This window comes from Dyadobacter alkalitolerans DSM 23607 (genome assembly GCF_000428845.1).
In the GTDB taxonomy this organism is placed as follows: domain Bacteria; phylum Bacteroidota; class Bacteroidia; order Cytophagales; family Spirosomataceae; genus Dyadobacter; species Dyadobacter alkalitolerans.
This window is the reverse complement of sequence record NZ_AUAS01000008.1, coordinates 213,141-230,470: the sequence shown is the minus strand read 5'-3', so window position 1 is coordinate 230,470 and position 17,330 is coordinate 213,141. Positions and strand designations below refer to the sequence as shown.

The window sequence follows — 17,330 nt, the reverse complement described above, 5'->3', positions numbered from 1 at the left end:
GTTAGAATCTGAAATTATAAGTGATGGTCGGGATAGGTTGTCCAAAAATAGAAAGTTGGTAACCGCTTACCTTGCCGCCTACGGTCTGGAAATAAACGGAAGTCGGGTTTTTGCGCCCGAGTACATTGTATACGGCCAGCGTCCAGGAACTATGTGCCAGCTTTTTAATCCTGTGATTGCCTTCCAGGTTCAGCGAAACGTCTGTGCGATAATAATCCGGGATCCTGAACTGGTTTCTGTCTGCATAATAAACGCGCTGAGAGCCATCGATCAGATATTTCCCGATCGGTGGCGTGTACGGCCTTCCTGTGCTGTATGTAAAATTGAATGAAAAGCTTACCCGGTGCGAAAATCTGTAATTGGAAATCAATGTAAAATCGTGTGGCTTATCATAGTTACTTGGATAGAAATTGCCATCATTAGGCGCGTCGGGGGAATCGCGGTCAATGGCCCGCAGCAATGTTCGGGCATAGGTGTAGCCCAGCCAGCCATTTAGCTTACCGGTCATTTTCTTGATCATAAATTCCACCCCGTAAGCTTTGGCTTTCGTGTTCAGGACGGCGGCTTCTATGTTGTGGTTCATGATCAGCGAGTCACCGCCTTTGTAATCCAGGAAGTTTTGAATGTTTTTGTAATAACCTTCCAGTGAAACCTCGATCTTATTCCCCCTGAAATTCCGATATAACCCCACCGAGATCTGATCGCCGATTTGCGGCTTTACATAATTATCGCTGAGCTTCCAGATGTCCGTTGGCGACACCGTCATGGTGTTGGTTAGCAAGTGGATATACTGGCGCAATGTATTGTAACTCACTTTAAGCGATAGATTGTCAAAGACACTGTAACGCACCGAAGCACGATATTCCGGGCCGCCATAGGACTTAATTTTCTTGCCCGCGCCATATTCCTTTACACCATTCTGATAAATATATTCGATCGGAAGGCCTGGCACATAAGTGTTTACACTTCTTGGCCCCAAATATTGATAAAATGAATAACGGATCCCGGCAGTGATCGAAAGCCTTGGATTAACCTCAAATTTATCTTCAATGTAAATGGCGCTTTCGGTGCCCTGCTCAGGTTCCAGCTCATCCGGAACAATCAGGGATTCAGGGCCTTTTGGCTGGAATGAGCCGGGATGCAGCTTGTAGTAAATGGTGCTCAGTCCAAAATCCAATGTATGCTTCGGATGCAGGACATAGCTCAGATCGGCTTTGAAGTTGGATTGATTAATGTCAAATTTGAGATCAAAAGAATTAAGCGGCAGACCCGCAGCGCCCATTGCATACTGATACTTGGTGTGGGCAGCAGTGAAAACACTGTATAACCTGTCATTAAATGTATGTTTCCATTTCAATGATCCCAGCTGGTTCTGATACGAGTAAAGCGTGTCGCCATACAGCCTGAACCGGTCATCGCTAATGTATCCGGTGAGAAATAAGCTATTCTTTTCATTGATTTCGTGGCTTATATGCAGGTTTACATCGTAAAAAGAAGCCGAGCTCTTGTTATAATTCTCATTATCCAACCTCTTGATCAGCCAGCTGGAATAAGTTGAACGGCCGCCCAGCAAGAATGATGTTTTGTCTTTAACCAATGGCCCTTCCAACGTCAGGCGACCCGTTACCAAGCCGATTCCGCCGGATGCCACAAACTTTTTCTTGTTCCCATCCCGGCTGCTAATGTCCAGAACCGAAGCCAGCCTCCCGCCGAACTTAGCCGGAATCGTGCTTTTATAAAGCTCCACGTCTTTTAAAACATCCGGGTTGAATGCTGAGAAAAACCCGAAAAGGTGGGACGGATTATAGATAACGGCATCATTATACTGGATCAGATTCTGGTCCGTTGAACCACCGCGAACATTCAGTCCTGTGCTGTTTTCACCCACTGACTTGATACCCGGCAATGTCAGCACTGTACGCAGCAGATCCGTTTCTCCGAACACGGTTGGCACTTGTTTCAGGTTTTTAATGGTCAGCTTAACCGTTCCCATTTGTGTGCCTACTACATTCTTATCCATCCCCGCCTTCACCGAAACTTCCTTCAACGCGATCACACTTTCACGCATTTCCACGTCCAGCTTTCCATCGGAATACAGCATGACCTGGCGTTGCGTTTCGCGCATTCCGGTGCTCTTAATGTGTACAATCTGCTTTCCACGCGGGATGGTAAGCGCGTACAATCCCAATGCATCCGTAGTAACGCCAATGGAAGGTGATGTGATGAATACCGCCGCACCGATCACCGGCTCGCCGGTAACAGCATTCCGCACGTAGCCGGTTATGGTTGAGGTTCCGGGAGTTATGCGGTGTTTTTTGATGCCTATTTCGTGTAATTTGCTTTCAGCGGTGGAAAGCAGGCGTTCTTTCAGGTCGTTTTCCGGACCGGAATAAGCGATAGTTGCGTTGTCACCCGCCAGATCGGGTTCAAAAAGCCCGGGCGTGAGTTGTGTAATGATCCGCTGGCCCTGGGTAATGTAAATGCGTTTTTGCGCATCAATGGAATATTCAAATTCCGAGCCCTTAAAAACCTGGTCGAGCACTTCGCGGATCGCGAGATCTTTAACGTTCAGATCCAGCGTCAGGCTGTCGAATTTGGAGGCGTCGTAGTAAAAATAGTAGCCCGTTTGGCTTTCGACCTGTTTTACGAAGTCATTGAAGCGCGCTGAATCCAGGCGCATGGTGATTTTCTTTTCCTGTGCCGACTGTGCGTAAGCATCTCTGGAAAACAACCCGACACTCAATAAGATCATTAAGGGTAAAAGTATTTTCATTGTTTGGCTAGTTTGTCGTAAGTGTCGACAATGGTGACGATGGCAGTTTCCCTATTCTTTCGGAACTTAATTCTTTGATCTTTAAGCACTTTACGCAACTCCCTTTTGTATTCAGGAAACAGATTTAGCGCTGATTTTTTGGAACTGACGCCATAGTAACGGTCGCCTTTCCTGATGAAGAAGTTATTTTTCCGGGGATATAATGCGATCACCATTTTATCCACGATCTTTTCCTGGCGCTGTTTTACCCGGCGGACAATTGTACGAGATTTGCCTTCGTATAAAACATCATAAAACCCGGTGCGCATTTGCTCATTAATGTCCTTACCGGCCTCATATCGCACAAAATTGTGGTTGTCTACTTTGAAATAGTCGACCTTTTCGGATTGCAAAAGGATGTGATCGCCGTTGAAATGTTTGATTATGAGCTCATCTTTAAAGATGTCGTAAAGCATGGGAATGCTGTCAAAGCGCTGGCCATCGTACATGATCACGCCGTTATGCCATTTCCTGAACTCAAAAAACTGATGTTCCTCCGACCGGTTGTCGTAAACGTAATATTGCCGGCCGTTGTAAAGGTTCTGAGACTGGCTGGTCGCCTCCTTGTACATGGCGATCGGATATGCGGTTTCTTTGGCCTCGGCTACGCCACTGTTTTGCCCGAATGACTGGAATGCGAGACAACAAAGAAGAAAAATAGTAAAAGTACAAATACGCATGTATGCCCGGTTTGTTATGCTTAGTACGAAGTAGAGCTAACGAATTGTTGCAGTGGAGTATGCTGAAAAGGATGTGAACATAAGTTACTACATTCCAAATTTATTCAAATTAATTAGATTTCGATGTTATACATAACAAGTTTTAAATATAAATATTCCTGGCAAATTTATCCGTTCTTATGGAATCTCCTAACTTTGAAAACAGTTTACTTCCACACTTTTTGCTTACACATAAAATCGCTTTATGAAAATTTTAATTACCGGAGGAGCCGGTTTCGTAGGTTCCGCATTAGCCATATCCCTGAAAGTTAATTATCCTGATTACCAGGTTTATGCATTGGATAACCTTAAACGCAGGGGTTCCGAGCTCAATTTGAGCCGACTGAAAGCACAGGGCGTTGAATTCGTGCATGGCGACATCAGAAATAAAGAAGATTTTGACTCCATCCCGGCTGTTGACGTGGTGATCGAAGCTTCTGCTGAACCTTCGGTTCTGGCTGGCCTGGACGGCACACCTGATTACCTGATTAATACGAACCTGGTTGGAACCATCAACTGCCTTAATTATGCATTGAAGCATAAAGCTGGCTTTATTTTCCTTTCCACGAGCCGGGTTTATCCGATCAAAACCATTGAAACATTAAACTTTGTAGAAGAGCCTACGCGTTTTGCATTGTCGGACAACCAGCCTGTTGCCGGTGTTTCTTCCAAAGGGATTGCGGAAGATTTCCCATTGAATGGTGCGCGCTCTTTATATGGAACTACCAAACTGGCTTCTGAGCTCATTATCCAGGAATACAACGAGTTTTATAATCTCAAAACGGTTATTAACCGCTGCGGCGTGATCACAGGTCCGTGGCAGATGGGCAAAGTGGATCAGGGCGTGATGGTGCTTTGGATTGCAAAACATTATTTTGAACAACAACTGGGTTACTTCGGCTACGGTGGAACTGGCAAGCAAATCCGTGATATGTTGCACGTGGCAGACCTTTACTGCCTGATCGACTGGCAATTGCACAACCTTGATAAAGTAAATGGTGAAATCCTGAATGCAGGCGGCGGACTGGAAAGCAGTGCATCCCTGCAGGAATTAACGAAAGTTTGCCAGGAAGTTACCGGCAAAACGATCCCTATTAAAGTAGTACCTGAAAACCGCACCGCCGACATCCGGCTTTACGTAACGGATAACACGAAAGTAACAGCACTTACAGGCTGGAAACCTGAAATCGGCATCCGCCAGATCGTCGAAGACATTGCAGCGTGGCTGGCTGAAAATGAGAAAGATTTGGCGCCGATATTGAAATAATGAGTGAATTTTGAATGAGTGAATGAGTGAATTTCAATGGTTCATTTATTCACTCATTCAGTCATTCACTCATTCACTCATTAACTCATTGAACCTTGAAAATCATCGAATGTCCGCGTGATGCCTGGCAGGGGGTTCATCGCTTGATTCCTACTGAGAAAAAGGCGCATTACATTAATCAGCTGCTGCGGGTTGGGTTTGATACCATTGACTTTGGGAGTTTCGTTTCTCCCAAGGCCATGCCTCAGGTGAGCGACACTGCGGAATTAATAAGCAAGCTGAATACAGCTGGCTCCACTACCAGGTTGCTTGCCATTGTTGCTAACGAGCGCGGCGCCATCGATGCATGCCAGTTTCCTCAGATCACCGACATTGGTTTTCCCTTTTCTATTTCCGAAACTTTTCAGATCCGAAATACCAATTCCACGATTGCGGAATCGCTGGAAAGAGCGAAGCGCATTGCAGCTTTGGCCGGAGACAATGGTAAAGCGCTTGTTATTTATATTTCAATGGGTTTTGGAAATCCCTATGGAGACGCCTGGAATGCTGAAATTGTGTTTGAGAACATTGAAAAGCTGGCCCAATATGGCATTCGTACATTTTCACTGGCCGATACTGTAGGTCTAGCGCGGGAAGCCGACATCAGGAATGTATTTTCACAAATGCTGGCACTCCGGCATGATCTGGAATTCGGGGCGCATTTTCATACAACACCTGGTCAATGGAGGGAGAAAGTTGCAGCAGCATATGAGGCAGGTTGCCGGCGTTTTGATGGCGCAATGCTGGGTTACGGCGGTTGTCCCATGGCGCAGGACGAGCTCGTAGGAAATATGCCGACCGAAAATCTGGTGGAATTTGCGAAAGAAAAAAAAGAACTGCTCAATCTGGATTTGCAGGCTTTGCAAAACGCTCGTGAGCAGTTCCTTCAATTGGTATAAATGTCTATTGACCTGAAAATTTACGTTTTACAATCGCTAACAGCGCTGTAACCGCCTCTCCATTCACATCCCAGGCATATTTGGAAGCATAACGATGCCAGATCAGGTTTTGTGCTTCCTCAAAACTTTTCACCATATCCAGTTCATAAATGGCTTTGTCGAAATGCTCGCTGTTTTTATCAAAAAGCTGATTAACAAACATGAAGCGCTGTCCCAAAGGAATAGAACCCGCAATGCTCTCCACTCTTACCGGAACGCTTCCGTATGACTTGTCGTCGTCATGTTTTGGGAGCTCTACTTTGTAGCGGCTGTTAAGGCTGTCTTTTTCGGTAGAATTTGTTTTCGCAATAATCTCACCAATAACCGCCGAAGCAGGTTCTGCGCGTGGTGGCGCGGGCTTAGCAGGTGCGTCCAGCTCATTGAATGCTGAATCGAAGAATGATCTGGATTCATTTCTGCCGCTGGTTGATGTATTTCTACCACTTTCAGAAATTCTCAGATCTGACAAATTAAGCGGGAAAACATCGGAGAATTGCAGTAAATAAGGGTCCAAATTGTCGATCAGGTCCGGATTGCCTTTTAATTCATATAACCAGCTAACGGCCTGCGTCTGATAAACCGAATTTGAGCCGCTGTCTGTCAGGCGGGCCAACATCGCCTCTGCGAGTCCACGGTGAATGTGGGTATATTTAACAAGATGCTCTGCCTTTTCATGCGTAAATTCCGCGTCCTGCTTTTCCCTGATTTTATCCTCGAAATAACTTTCCGGAGCCAATAATAACCTCAGCGCATCCTTCACAGAGTCTGATAATATAGGTTCCAGATCGGCGCGTTTCACAGCAATGTGTTGCGAAGCCGTGTTCATAAAATCTTCCAGTGCCTTTTTTACCTCTTCATTGGTAAAATCAAAATAGGGGCTGCGAAACTGTTCTGCATTACTTCTCCAGGCGTCAAATAACCGGTTCAAAATTCCCAGGTTTACTTGTCTTACGGGCGTGAGTTTCAGTAATCCGGCTCCTGAGATCGTATCCTGGTCCCGGTACATCTCATTTAAGATCGTTGTGGTGAACCTGGCAGCGTATTGGTTGAGTGCAATTAAATTCAAATTATCCGGCATAACGAATAAGAGCTTTTGATAACGTCGTGTTTAAAAAAAAATGTGCTTGATTTGTAAAGATAAAGAAATTTGCCTGTTCGGCAGCCCCGTATCTCGTCAAACATGTTCATAGAACCATCGCATAGGAAAGAAAACGAGAGTCCGAGAACCGGCTGGATCGAAGTGATCTGTGGATCAATGTTTTCCGGAAAAACGGAGGAATTGATCCGCAGACTGAACCGCGCCAAAATAGCCCGGCAACGGATACAAATTTTCAAGCCTGCGTTGGATAAACGCTATCACGAGGAGAACATTGTTTCTCATAATGACAATTCAATCCGCTCTATTCCAGTCCAAATATCGCTTGAAATCCTGGACCGAGCCGAAAACTGTGAGGTGGTCGGCCTGGATGAAGCTCAATTTTTTGATGAGAAAATCGTCGAAGTATGCACCTTACTGGCGGACTCCGGCAAGCGGGTGATCGTGGCGGGGCTGGATATGGATTATATGGGAAAACCCTTTGGATGCATGCCGCAACTGATGGCCGTCGCTGAGTATGTCACGAAAGTTCATGCCATATGCATGGTCTGCGGGGAAGTCGCCTCCCATTCCTACCGGCTTTCTCCATCCAATGAGCGCGTTTTATTAGGTGAAACCGATCTCTACGAAGCACGATGCCGCCGCTGCTTTAACCTGGGTGAACAAGTATGAAAACCGGGAACTGGCTTGTCGCATCACTTGCGCTCAATGTGTTTCTGATCATTTCAATTTGCGTCTTCTCATACATTTATCGTGATAAGATTATGCAAAGATTTGTCGCCATGAAAGGAAACCCGACCATTGTCATGTACGGAAATTCGATCACAGCGCAGGGAAAATGGACCGCGTTACTGGACCGGACGGATGTCCTGAACAACGGACTTCCCGGCATGAGCACTTACCACTTCCTGCAATTGCTCCCTTCACACGTCATTAACCTGCATCCGAAGATCTGTTTTGTCAAAGGCGGCATCAATGACATTACAGTCGGCGTATCGCAAGAGAAAATGCAGGGTTTTTATAAGGCTATTTTAGATAAAATAATAGAAAATAACATCATCCCCGTAGTCACGCTGACCGTCTACGAGCAAGATGATCCCATAAGCAAAAAGGAAGTCGACACATTGAATGCCTTCCTGATTAACTATTGCAGCCAGCACGACGTGGATTACATTGACCTGAACAGATTTATCTCCGACTCGACGGGTTTGAAAGCGGAATATGCCGTAGACAAAACGCATTTGAATGAAAAAGCTTACGAGATCTGGGCGAGGGAGATCAAAAAGGTTTTGGTTAAAAAAGGGATTTAAAACAAAAACGGCTGCCTCTTCCGAAGCAGCCGTTTTGCTATACTATATTAAATCCTAAACATTCACCTGGTTCATCACCTCAGTCTGCTTGCGGATAGATTCCATGTGAACAAGTTTGAAAAGCTCGTCAACAAGGTTTGGATACAAATTCATGCTTTTACCCCATCCTGCGCGTGTTTCCAAAACTTCACGGAAACGGTCCACCTGGTAAGCGGCAACGTTGTTATCGCGTTTGTATTCAGCCAATTTCTCAACCAAAGCCATGCGGTTTGCCAATGTTTCAAGCATTTCACGGTCGAGGTTGTCAATTTTGCTACGAATGATCTCCAACTGAGATTGGTAATCGCTTCCGTAAGATTCTTTACGAACGTGCAGGTCGTGCAACATTTGACCAAGGGCAGCTGGTGTCAACTGCTGAGCAGCATCAGACCATGCTTTGTCCGGCTCGCGGTGTGACTCGATGATCAGACCTTCGTAGTTCAAATCAAGCGCACGCTGTGCCAATTCATATAAGTAAGCACGTTTTCCGGCCATGTGGCTTGGATCACCGATAACAGGCAATTCAGGGAAAAGTGTTTTCAATTCGATAGCAATGTTCCACATTGGAGAGTTGCGGAACTTCGTTTCCTGTGCATTAGAGAATCCGCGGTGAATAGCACCTAATTTTCTCACGCCAGCCTGGTTCAAACGCTCCAAAGCACCGATCCACAATTGCAGGTCAGGGTTTACAGGGTTTTTTACCAAAACAGGGACATCAATACCTTTCAATGCATCGGCAAGTTCCTGAACATTGAATGGGTTCACGGTTGTACGCGCACCGATCCAAAGTATATCCACACCATATTTCAATGCTAATTCAATGTGCTGAGGATTTGCAACTTCAACAGCAACAGGCATTCCGGTTTGTTTCTTTACTTCCTGTAACCAGGGTAAAGCAGCTTCTCCCATGCCTTCAAAACTTCCTGGACGAGTCCTCGGTTTCCAAATTCCCGCACGGATTACGTGCGCAAATCCTTCCTCTTTGATTTGGATTGCGGTTTCTAACATTTGTTCCTCGGTCTCTGCGCTGCAAGGTCCGGCGATTACCAAAGGCTTACCTTCGGTATTGATCCAACTGCTTAACGGAAGGATATCTAAAGAAGCATTCATATTCAAAAACTTGTCCTTAATAAAAAATGATAATTGTAATATTTTGATCCGGTGTTATGCGTATTTCTGGGATTGACGTACATTTGATATAACAAAAGTCAATCAACTTCTTAATGCGTACTACTTTCTTCCAGTGATTTTAAGTAAAAACACTAAACTTTCACTTAGGAAAAACGTATAATTAAAAAATGGCATATCCTTCTCCAAAAGACGAAATACCTGTATTTTTTGAAGATACTTCCGTCGCATTTGCATCAAAATCAGACGCTCAGTTACGGAAAACTTACTGGTTATTCAGCCTCATGAATCAGGCTCGAGTGGTAAATTTAGGCACTTTTTTTATAAAGCTCGCACTAAAACTTCACTTACCGATAAAAAATGTTATCCGTCTTACCATTTTTGAACAATTCTGTGGCGGTGAGACGATTAGGGACTGCGACCCAACCATTTCGTTACTCGGCCGGTCGGGCATTGGCACCATCCTGGATTACTCGGTGGAAGGCGAAGACGACGAAGCAAGCTTCGATGCTACAACGAATGAAATACTGAAAACGATCGACAAAGCGGCTTCATCGGAAACGATCCCTTTTTCTGTGTTTAAGGTTACCGGTGTTGCTTCCGCAGATCTGCTGGAAAAAATACAGCGTAATGAGGAGCTTACGAACGAGGAAGAGGTCGCATATGCCCGCATTCAGGAGCGTGTGGAGACATTATGCCGCCATGCACATGATAAGAACGTCCGCATTTTTGTGGATGCGGAAGAAAGCTGGATTCAGGGCATCATCGACGATCTGACCTACCGAATGATGCAAAAATTCAACCGCGAAAAAGCCATCGTTTACAACACATACCAACTTTACAGGCATGATACGCTGGAAGGATTGAAGAGTGCTTATCTCGCCGCACGGCAGAAAGGCTATTTCCTTGGCGGAAAGCTGGTTAGGGGTGCATATATGGAAAAAGAGCGGCTCAGAGCGAGAGAAAACGAATATTTTAATCCTATCCACGTTTCAAAAGAAGCAACGGACACGGACTACAACGCAGCCATCGATTTCAGCCTGGATCACATTGAACACATTTCAATCTGCCTGGGCACACATAATGAATACAGCTCGCAATACTGCGCTGCCAAGATGAAAAAACAGGGCATCAGCCGGAACGATGACCGGATCTGGTTTGCACAATTGCTGGGCATGAGCGATAACATTTCCTTTAACTTGTCGAAGGCCGGATATAATGTTGCCAAGTATGTTCCTTACGGCCCGATTGACGCTGTTTTGCCTTACCTGATCCGTCGTGCGGAGGAAAACACCTCCATTGCGGGCCAAAGCAGCAGGGAGTATCTGCTGGTTAAAAGTGAATTGAAACGGAGGGGAATCGGTTCTTTATAAGTAACTTATTACTTTCGCATTCTTGAAATTGTCAATTGTTTGAAAAACGAATGAATCAATCCCGAAATCCAACGCCATATTTAGTTCTCAGTTTGCTGCTTATCGTGCTGGATCAGCTCTCTAAGTTCCTGGTTTACAAATATATGGAACCTGGATTCTCTGGCCAGATCCCTCTGATTGGCAATTGGCTGAAACTACATTATGTGCTCAATCCGGGGATGGCGTTCGGAATGCAACTGGGGCATGAATATGGCAAGCTTTTCCTGACATTGTTCCGCCTTGTGGCCATGTGTGCCATCGGCTGGTATTTGATCCATCTTGCCCGTTCAGGCGCTTCAAAGGGATTGCTTTGGGCATTGTCTATGATTCTTGCCGGCGCTGTCGGCAATGTAATTGACAGCACATTTTATGGCGTTTTGCTTAAAAATGCGCCTTACGGCTCTCCTACTCCATGGTTTCATGGCCAGGTTATAGACATGATTTTTGTTGATTTCTGGGAAGGCTTTATTCCGGAATGGATTCCAGTTTGGGGAGGCCAATATTACTCTACACCGATCTTCAACATTGCCGATTCATGCATTTTCATCGGCGTATGCAGCATTCTGATATTCCAGGGAAGCTTTCACTCGGATCATTCAGATCATAAAGATGAGGATGAAACGCCCGTTGAAACGTCAGTAAGCGCAACGGATGAGCCCGCAGACATTCCTTCCACTCCTGTTAAACTGGAAGATGACGAAACGAAAAAAGAGAGCTAAGGCTCTCTTTTTTCGTTTGATATGATCTTGGTTTTAATTCTCATCTTTGGTTAGTGGCACGAAATCCTTAAAGGACTTTTTTAGTGCAGCATCTGTCGCTTCCTTCTTGCTTTCCCAATTCGCATCCAGTTCCAATGCTACCAAACCACTAAGGTTCATAAGCGCTTTGAATTCGTCGAGTTTACGGATAAAATCAGGTGTTCTTCGCGCAGATTTCTGAGCATACTCACGGGCAAAAACATCTCCCTTATTTTGCAGCTCATTTTTCTTTTGCAATACGTAATTAAAACGATCTAACAGTCCGTTTGTGGATTTACCTATCACCTCGGTTGCTTCCAATGTTCCAACCGTCGCAACTGTCGTACCGCCAATGGTTGTAATGTAACCCCTGGCTTTTCCATTATCGTCTGTAAACTGTGGCGCTAGCCCGGTCGTTGCTCCTAGCGAAGCATTTAGCAAGGATCTGCTCCTCTTCCCGCGCTTCGCTTTGGAATATGCTTTTTTCAGGTAAATTTCTTTCTCCTGCATTTGCTCCAGAAGCCCCCATGCATTCACGAGTGCGCCCTTGTATAAGCCGTACACATACGCGTCACGAAGACTTTCATCCACAGTGTTTTTGATCACAAACCGGATTGTCTTCTCCTTTTTGTTCTGCGCCTTGTCCATCACGTAAAAAATGATGTTGAAGGAAAGGGTATCAAACGGATCTTTTACAAAATCATATCCTGGCTCCCATATGAACTCATAACTGGTAGGCGCATTTTTTACCAAAGCTTCTTTTGGAACATTCTTATTCTCGGAAATGAATGCAAATGTGGAAATATCGTCTTCTCCGTTTGGATCGGACAATGCGAAACGCAGGTTAATGCGGTTGTTTTCTGCGCTCCTGATCGTGGAAACCTGTGGCACAATCGTAAAGTCAGGTGCCAGGTCCATTTGCGTAATGTTCAATCGCAACCTGCCTTTTGTCCGCTCCTTGGACGGCTGATCTTCTACGTAAAACTCAACGTATTTAGGAGATTCCTTCAAGATGTTAAACTGCTTGGTCGAAGGCTCCCAGACGATTTCACCTGCTGCCGAAAGCTTCATTCCCTCAGGCATTTCTTCCAGAATGGGGACAAACACGACGGGATCACCATCCGGATCACGGACAGAGTTCATATCGATCTGATAGGTATTCTGAGTTCTGTATTGAATGTAGAAAGGCTTTAATTCGTCAACTTGCGGGGGGCGGTTCACGTGCAGTACTTTAAAAACCACTTCTCGGGAAGCACTTTCACCGGATGTGCTCTGTGCTTCAAACACCACCGGAAAGGATTTTGATGTATTGATCCGGTCGGCAATGTCGTAACCCGGCGTCCACACGAAATGACCGAGTGAGTCAAACTTCATTTCTTTAAGATAACCGGTAGAAATGCTATATCGCACGGAATCGCTTTTTCCACCTTTGGTCTGAAGATGGAAATTGATCTCCTTCCCTTCACTCAGCACATTCCATTCGGATTCATTCGGGAAAACAATCTGCAAGGGGCCTGTTGCAGAACTCTTCATATTATCCTGCCCCTGCGCCTTTGAGAATAAGAAAACGGCCGTCAGAAGTATCAGTATTTTATGAATATGCTTTGTAATCATAACTTCCAAAATATAATTAATTCCATGTGTCGAGAAACCCTTTGAGTCTAACGCAAAACTAGCAAATACTATATAGAAAAGCGTTTTGAATAATTTTTAAATTGATATTTGAAAACGGAAGTCCGGCTAATCAGAGTGATTTTGGACATTTCAAATATAGTGCAGTGTAAAAACGTCGGCCTTGTTAAATACAAATACCGGAGGGAGCCATTTTAAAGACTACCCTCCGGTATTTTAAGTTCAATGAAGCTGCTACTATTTTTTCTTTGGCGTTGTAGCCGCAGGCGTTGTAGCTGGTGCTGCTGCGCCTGTTTTTGCAGGTGCTGCTACTGGTGCAGCTGTTCCCGGCTTCGCTGCCGCAGGAGCTGCTGCTTCGATTTTGTCAGGATCCACACCCAATTTTCTTAGGATAAGATTGGTTGCATTGTTGTCTTCAGAAGCTGCAAACAAAATGATCGGTGTTGTTCCAGCGCCTGCATCCATGTTCAGGATGTAAAGGAATCCGCTTTCTTTTCCAACTTCCTGGATCGCGTTGTTAACCTTCGTCAAGATCGGTTCAAGCAATTGCTGCTGCTTAGTCTGTAACGACGTCTGAGCATTGTTTTGCATTTCCTGAATTCTTGTTTGCAGGTTTTGCAATTCTTTTTCTTTATCTGCACGAATGACATCAGTCATGTTAGCGCCATTTTTCTGATAGGCTTCATACTTCTCCTGTGCTTCCTTGTATGTTTCTCCTAATGCTTTATCCAACTGAGCCTTTGTAACTTCAAGCTGGTTCTGCATTACTTTACTTTCTGGTAACTTGCCAATTATATAATCAACATTGGTATAACCGATTTTAGTAAGTCCGCTTGCAGGAGTCGTTTGTGCTAACAGAGGGGTTGTAATAATGGTCATTACGACCAAAAAAGCTATCAATTTTTGTTTCATTGCTTTGTTACTTAAGTTTACTGTTTGTACTTTTTTGTTTTGGTGAGTTTTGTGTCGGGGCCTGTACAGGCGGCTGCTCTGCCTTTCCTACTTTCTCTTCCGCAGCCGCTTTTGTTGCTTTTGGATTGATACCAAGCTCCTCCATCACATAATCCGAGTAATCGTGCTTGGGATTTGTATAAAGCATGCCTACATCGCTGGACTTATCAAACATAAAATCGAGCCGGCGCTGGCTGCAAACCTTGGTAACTGCTCGCTGCACTTTTTCAAGGACAGGCTTCATCAATTCTTTCTTCTTCTGAAAAAGAAGCCCTTCCATGCCAAAGATCTTACTATTGTACTCTCCGGCTTCGAGTTCTTTTTCCTTAATCTCGCTCTGCCTTTTCCGTTTCAGATCTTCGGTGAGCAGGATCTCCTCAGCCATATAAGCACGCTGCATGCGATCGACTTCCAGAAATTTATCCTGGATCTCTTTGGCCCACTTGTCAGAGAACTTCTTCATCTCCGTTTGTGCCATTTGGTACTCAGGCATTTTACTTGTGATGAATTCCATGTCTGTGTAACCTATCTTTTGCGCCCAGGACGCTGATCCACATAGAATTGACAAAACTAGTAAAATAAAAAACTTCTTCATGCCAGGGAGCTAATAATTTGCAAACTTCTTAACGAAACTACAATCAGAAATATTATCTGATCTGCTGACCAATCGTAAAATGGAATTGTGGTCCGCTTCGTTTTGGGTCTCCCTGTATTTTATCAAACCCATAACCCCAGTCAATTCCCAGAAGGCCGAATGCTGGCATAAATATACGAGCACCAACCCCGGCTGAACGCTTAAGGTCAAATGGGTTAAACTCTTTATACGTGCCCCAGTTGTTTCCACCTTCTGCGAAACCTAAAATAAAGATGGTTGCTTGCGGGTTCAATGAAACAGGGTAACGAAGCTCCATTACAAATTTGTTATACACAATTCCACCTCCGGATGCAGGAAATCCGTCCGCGTTCTGAGGCCCGACTTTCTGATCCTGGTAACCACGCAAACCGATAATGTCCTGGTCAGCAAGTGAGAATGAACCTTGACCTGCCAGCCCCGATCCACCCACGATGAAGCGGCCGAATGGGCTGTAACCAACTTTGTCTCCATAGGCTCCAAGGAAACCCATGTGCGTACGAGCGCTCAATACAAGCTTTCCTGTGATGGTTGCATAATAGCTGGCGTCAAACATCCATTTGTGATATTCTACCCAACGATATGTGTCGGTCTTGTCTGTGAAAGTCTTCTTCCTAAATGCTGAATAAGGCGGCGTGAACGTTCCGCTTAGGGAAATGTTGCTTCCGTTTCTTGGGAATTGGAAATCGCTCAGGGTATTTCTGGATATCGTTGTGTTGAACGAAATATTGTTTGATACACCATTGCTATATCCAATCCTGAAAATGTCCAGATCGTCCAGTCTGTATCGCTGATAAGCAAGCGAATGGGTCATAACAAGATTGCGATCCGGTTCTTTAAGACGACGACCAAGTGATAAGGTAATTCCATTATTGAAATAACCACCGCGGTAGCTCAAACCTCCGTTACCTTGTCCCAAATTGTTATAAAAAGAACGTGGATCTGTCATCCGGTAAACTGTGCGCTGTAAGGACACACCAAAGTTGATCGGTTTCTTGCCGCCAAGCCATGGTTCACTGAATGACAGCGAGTAGGTTTGATACTGCTTTCCGTTCGCCTGGAAACGCAACGATAGTTTTTGACCGTCACCAGAAGGCAATGGCCGCCAGGTTTCACGGTTAGGAATGTTTTTCAGTGAGAAGTTATTGAATACCAAACCAAGCGTTCCAACAAAACCAATGTATCCACCCCATCCACCGGATAATTCGATCTGGTCAGACGGCTTTTCTTCTACGGTGTATTCGATATCCACCGTTCCGTCCTGCTGGTTGGGGATCGGATTGATCTGGATTTTTTCAGGGTCAAAATAGCCCATTTGGGATAATTGACGTTGTGTGTTGATAATCTCTGTTTTACTGAATTTTTGTCCGGGCAATGTGAAAAGCTCCCTTAACACCACCCGGTCACTGGTTTTGGTGTTACCATTCAGCAAAATGCGGTTGATCGTTGCCTGCTTTCCTTCAAACATTCTTAATTCAACGTCGATAGAATCGCCTTCAACTGCCTTTTCCGTAGGCTCAATGCGGAAATACAGGTAACCGTCGTCCATATAAATGGAGCTAACGTCGGCACCGGGGATACCATTGATCTTTTTGTCTAGTTCTTCGGGATTGTAAACGTCGCCCTTCTTAACACCCAGACGCTCACCCAGATAAGCAGATGTATAAAGGTAATTTCCTGACCAGGTTATGTCGCGATAGAAATACTTGGTTCCCTCGTCAATCTTCATGACAATGCTGATCGTTTCATCACCATTTTTTATGGAGTCAAATTCAATCGTTGCATCGCGGTAACCATTCTTACGATAGTAGGCGATGAGTTTTTCCTTGTCTTCGTCGTATTTTTTAGGAATGTATTTGGATGGGTTGAAAAGACGGCCAATTCTTTTCTGCTTGGTGCCTTTCATTTTGCGTTTGAGGATTTTATCGCTCACCGCCGTATTTCCCTGAATGTCAATTTCCTCGATCTTAACCTTCTTACCTTTTGTAATGGTAAAGTTAAGCGTAGCCTGTCCACGCGTCGAATCCGGGATTTGCAACACCTTTACCTTGGTGTTGTAAAACCCTTTATCCATGTAATATTTCTTGATAACAAGCTGGGTGTTCTTGATTACGGTTGGCGTAATAACACGCCCTTTGATCAATTTCACCTTATCATTCAATGTTTCGCGCTCGCCTTTGCGGATGCCTGAGAAGGAAACTTTGTAAAGTCTCGGACGCTCTTTGATGTGAATGTTCAACCAGATCTTTTCGCCTTCCACTTTCGTAGCCATGATCTCGACATCATTCAATGTCCCGAAATCCATCATTCTTCTGATCGACGATGGAATTGCTGGTCCCGGCACGCGGATTTTATCGCCAGGTTTCAAGCCTGAGATGGAAACCATGGAATTAGGATCCAGGAACTGGGTTCCTGAAACAGTCACTTCTGCAATTGTAAATTCTTTTGGATTAGCCGGGTCAATGCCCAAACCGGCGGCGGCAGAAGCAGGCTTTGATCCCGCAGCTCCCAGCCCGACCTTTTGTGCATTTGCTGAAAAACACCAGCAAAGCAGGATCAATGCTAAAATACTTTTGAGGTGTGCTAATGATCTATTCAAATTTTTCACAAGGTTCATAT

Annotated in this window: 14 protein-coding genes; 6 read left to right on the top strand and 8 right to left on the bottom strand. The window is 44.9% G+C overall.

The window, feature by feature from the left end:
* Position 1: 1 nt before the first annotated feature.
* Together G395_RS0117695 and G395_RS0117690 are read right to left on the bottom strand one after the other, a co-directional pair.
* Positions 2–2,773, bottom strand: a complete 2,772-nt coding sequence (locus G395_RS0117695; protein ID WP_026631281.1) for a TonB-dependent receptor — start codon at positions 2,771–2,773, stop codon at positions 2–4.
* A complete protein-coding gene (locus G395_RS0117690) occupies positions 2,770–3,492 on the bottom strand; it encodes a hypothetical protein (protein WP_035361640.1) in 723 nt (240 codons plus the stop codon). The genes G395_RS0117695 and G395_RS0117690 overlap by 4 nt, the downstream gene beginning before the upstream one ends.
* Before the next feature lie 244 nt (positions 3,493–3,736).
* Between G395_RS0117690 and G395_RS0117685 the strand changes: the two genes are divergently transcribed.
* Complete coding sequence (locus G395_RS0117685; protein ID WP_026631279.1) at positions 3,737–4,798, top strand: NAD-dependent epimerase/dehydratase family protein; 1,062 nt, start codon at positions 3,737–3,739, stop codon at positions 4,796–4,798.
* A 95-nt stretch (positions 4,799–4,893) separates the two neighbouring features.
* Positions 4,894–5,736, top strand: coding sequence for a hydroxymethylglutaryl-CoA lyase (locus tag G395_RS0117680; protein WP_026631278.1), 843 nt, complete (start codon positions 4,894–4,896; stop codon positions 5,734–5,736).
* Positions 5,737–5,740: 4 nt separating this feature from the next.
* Here G395_RS0117680 and G395_RS0117675 read toward each other — a convergent pair whose 3' ends face one another.
* A complete protein-coding gene (locus G395_RS0117675; RefSeq protein ID WP_026631277.1) occupies positions 5,741–6,853 on the bottom strand; it encodes a DUF8457 domain-containing protein in 1,113 nt (370 codons plus the stop codon).
* A 102-nt stretch (positions 6,854–6,955) separates the two neighbouring features.
* Here G395_RS0117675 and G395_RS0117670 point away from each other — a divergent pair, with 102 nt between their 5' ends.
* A complete protein-coding gene (locus tag G395_RS0117670) occupies positions 6,956–7,543 on the top strand; it encodes a thymidine kinase (RefSeq protein ID WP_026631276.1) in 588 nt (195 codons plus the stop codon).
* Positions 7,540–8,181 (top strand): SGNH/GDSL hydrolase family protein, encoded by a 642-nt coding sequence (locus tag G395_RS0117665; RefSeq protein ID WP_026631275.1) that lies wholly within the window; start codon positions 7,540–7,542, stop codon positions 8,179–8,181. The genes G395_RS0117670 and G395_RS0117665 overlap by 4 nt, the downstream gene beginning before the upstream one ends.
* Positions 8,182–8,235: 54 nt before the next feature.
* On the opposite strand, the gene G395_RS0117660 is transcribed toward G395_RS0117665, so the two are convergent.
* Entirely contained in the window at positions 8,236–9,330 is a 1,095-nt protein-coding gene (locus tag G395_RS0117660) for a chorismate mutase (RefSeq protein WP_026631274.1), read from the bottom strand.
* A 188-nt stretch (positions 9,331–9,518) separates the two neighbouring features.
* Here G395_RS0117660 and G395_RS0117655 point away from each other — a divergent pair, with 188 nt between their 5' ends.
* Together G395_RS0117655 and G395_RS0117650 are read left to right on the top strand one after the other, a co-directional pair.
* The gene (locus tag G395_RS0117655; protein ID WP_026631273.1) at positions 9,519–10,721 is read left to right on the top strand and encodes a proline dehydrogenase family protein; all 1,203 of its coding nucleotides are present in this window, start codon (positions 9,519–9,521) and stop codon (positions 10,719–10,721) included.
* 50 nt (positions 10,722–10,771) lie between these two features.
* Entirely contained in the window at positions 10,772–11,479 is a 708-nt protein-coding gene (locus tag G395_RS0117650; protein ID WP_026631272.1) for a lipoprotein signal peptidase, read from the top strand.
* 33 nt (positions 11,480–11,512) lie between these two features.
* On the opposite strand, the gene G395_RS0117645 is transcribed toward G395_RS0117650, so the two are convergent.
* The 4 genes from G395_RS0117645 to bamA all read right to left on the bottom strand — a co-directional run bounded on the left by G395_RS0117645 (position 11,513) and on the right by bamA (position 17,328).
* Complete coding sequence (locus G395_RS0117645; RefSeq protein WP_026631271.1) at positions 11,513–13,111, bottom strand: hypothetical protein; 1,599 nt, start codon at positions 13,109–13,111, stop codon at positions 11,513–11,515.
* Positions 13,112–13,366: 255 nt separating this feature from the next.
* Complete coding sequence (locus tag G395_RS0117640) at positions 13,367–14,041, bottom strand: OmpH/Skp family outer membrane protein (protein ID WP_026631270.1); 675 nt, start codon at positions 14,039–14,041, stop codon at positions 13,367–13,369.
* Positions 14,042–14,048: 7 nt separating this feature from the next.
* Positions 14,049–14,675 (bottom strand): OmpH/Skp family outer membrane protein, encoded by a 627-nt coding sequence (locus tag G395_RS0117635; protein ID WP_026631269.1) that lies wholly within the window; start codon positions 14,673–14,675, stop codon positions 14,049–14,051.
* Between the two features lie 52 nt (positions 14,676–14,727).
* Positions 14,728–17,328 (bottom strand): outer membrane protein assembly factor BamA, encoded by a 2,601-nt coding sequence (bamA, locus tag G395_RS0117630; RefSeq protein WP_051350225.1) that lies wholly within the window; start codon positions 17,326–17,328, stop codon positions 14,728–14,730.
* Between the last annotated feature and the right edge of the window lie 2 nt (positions 17,329–17,330).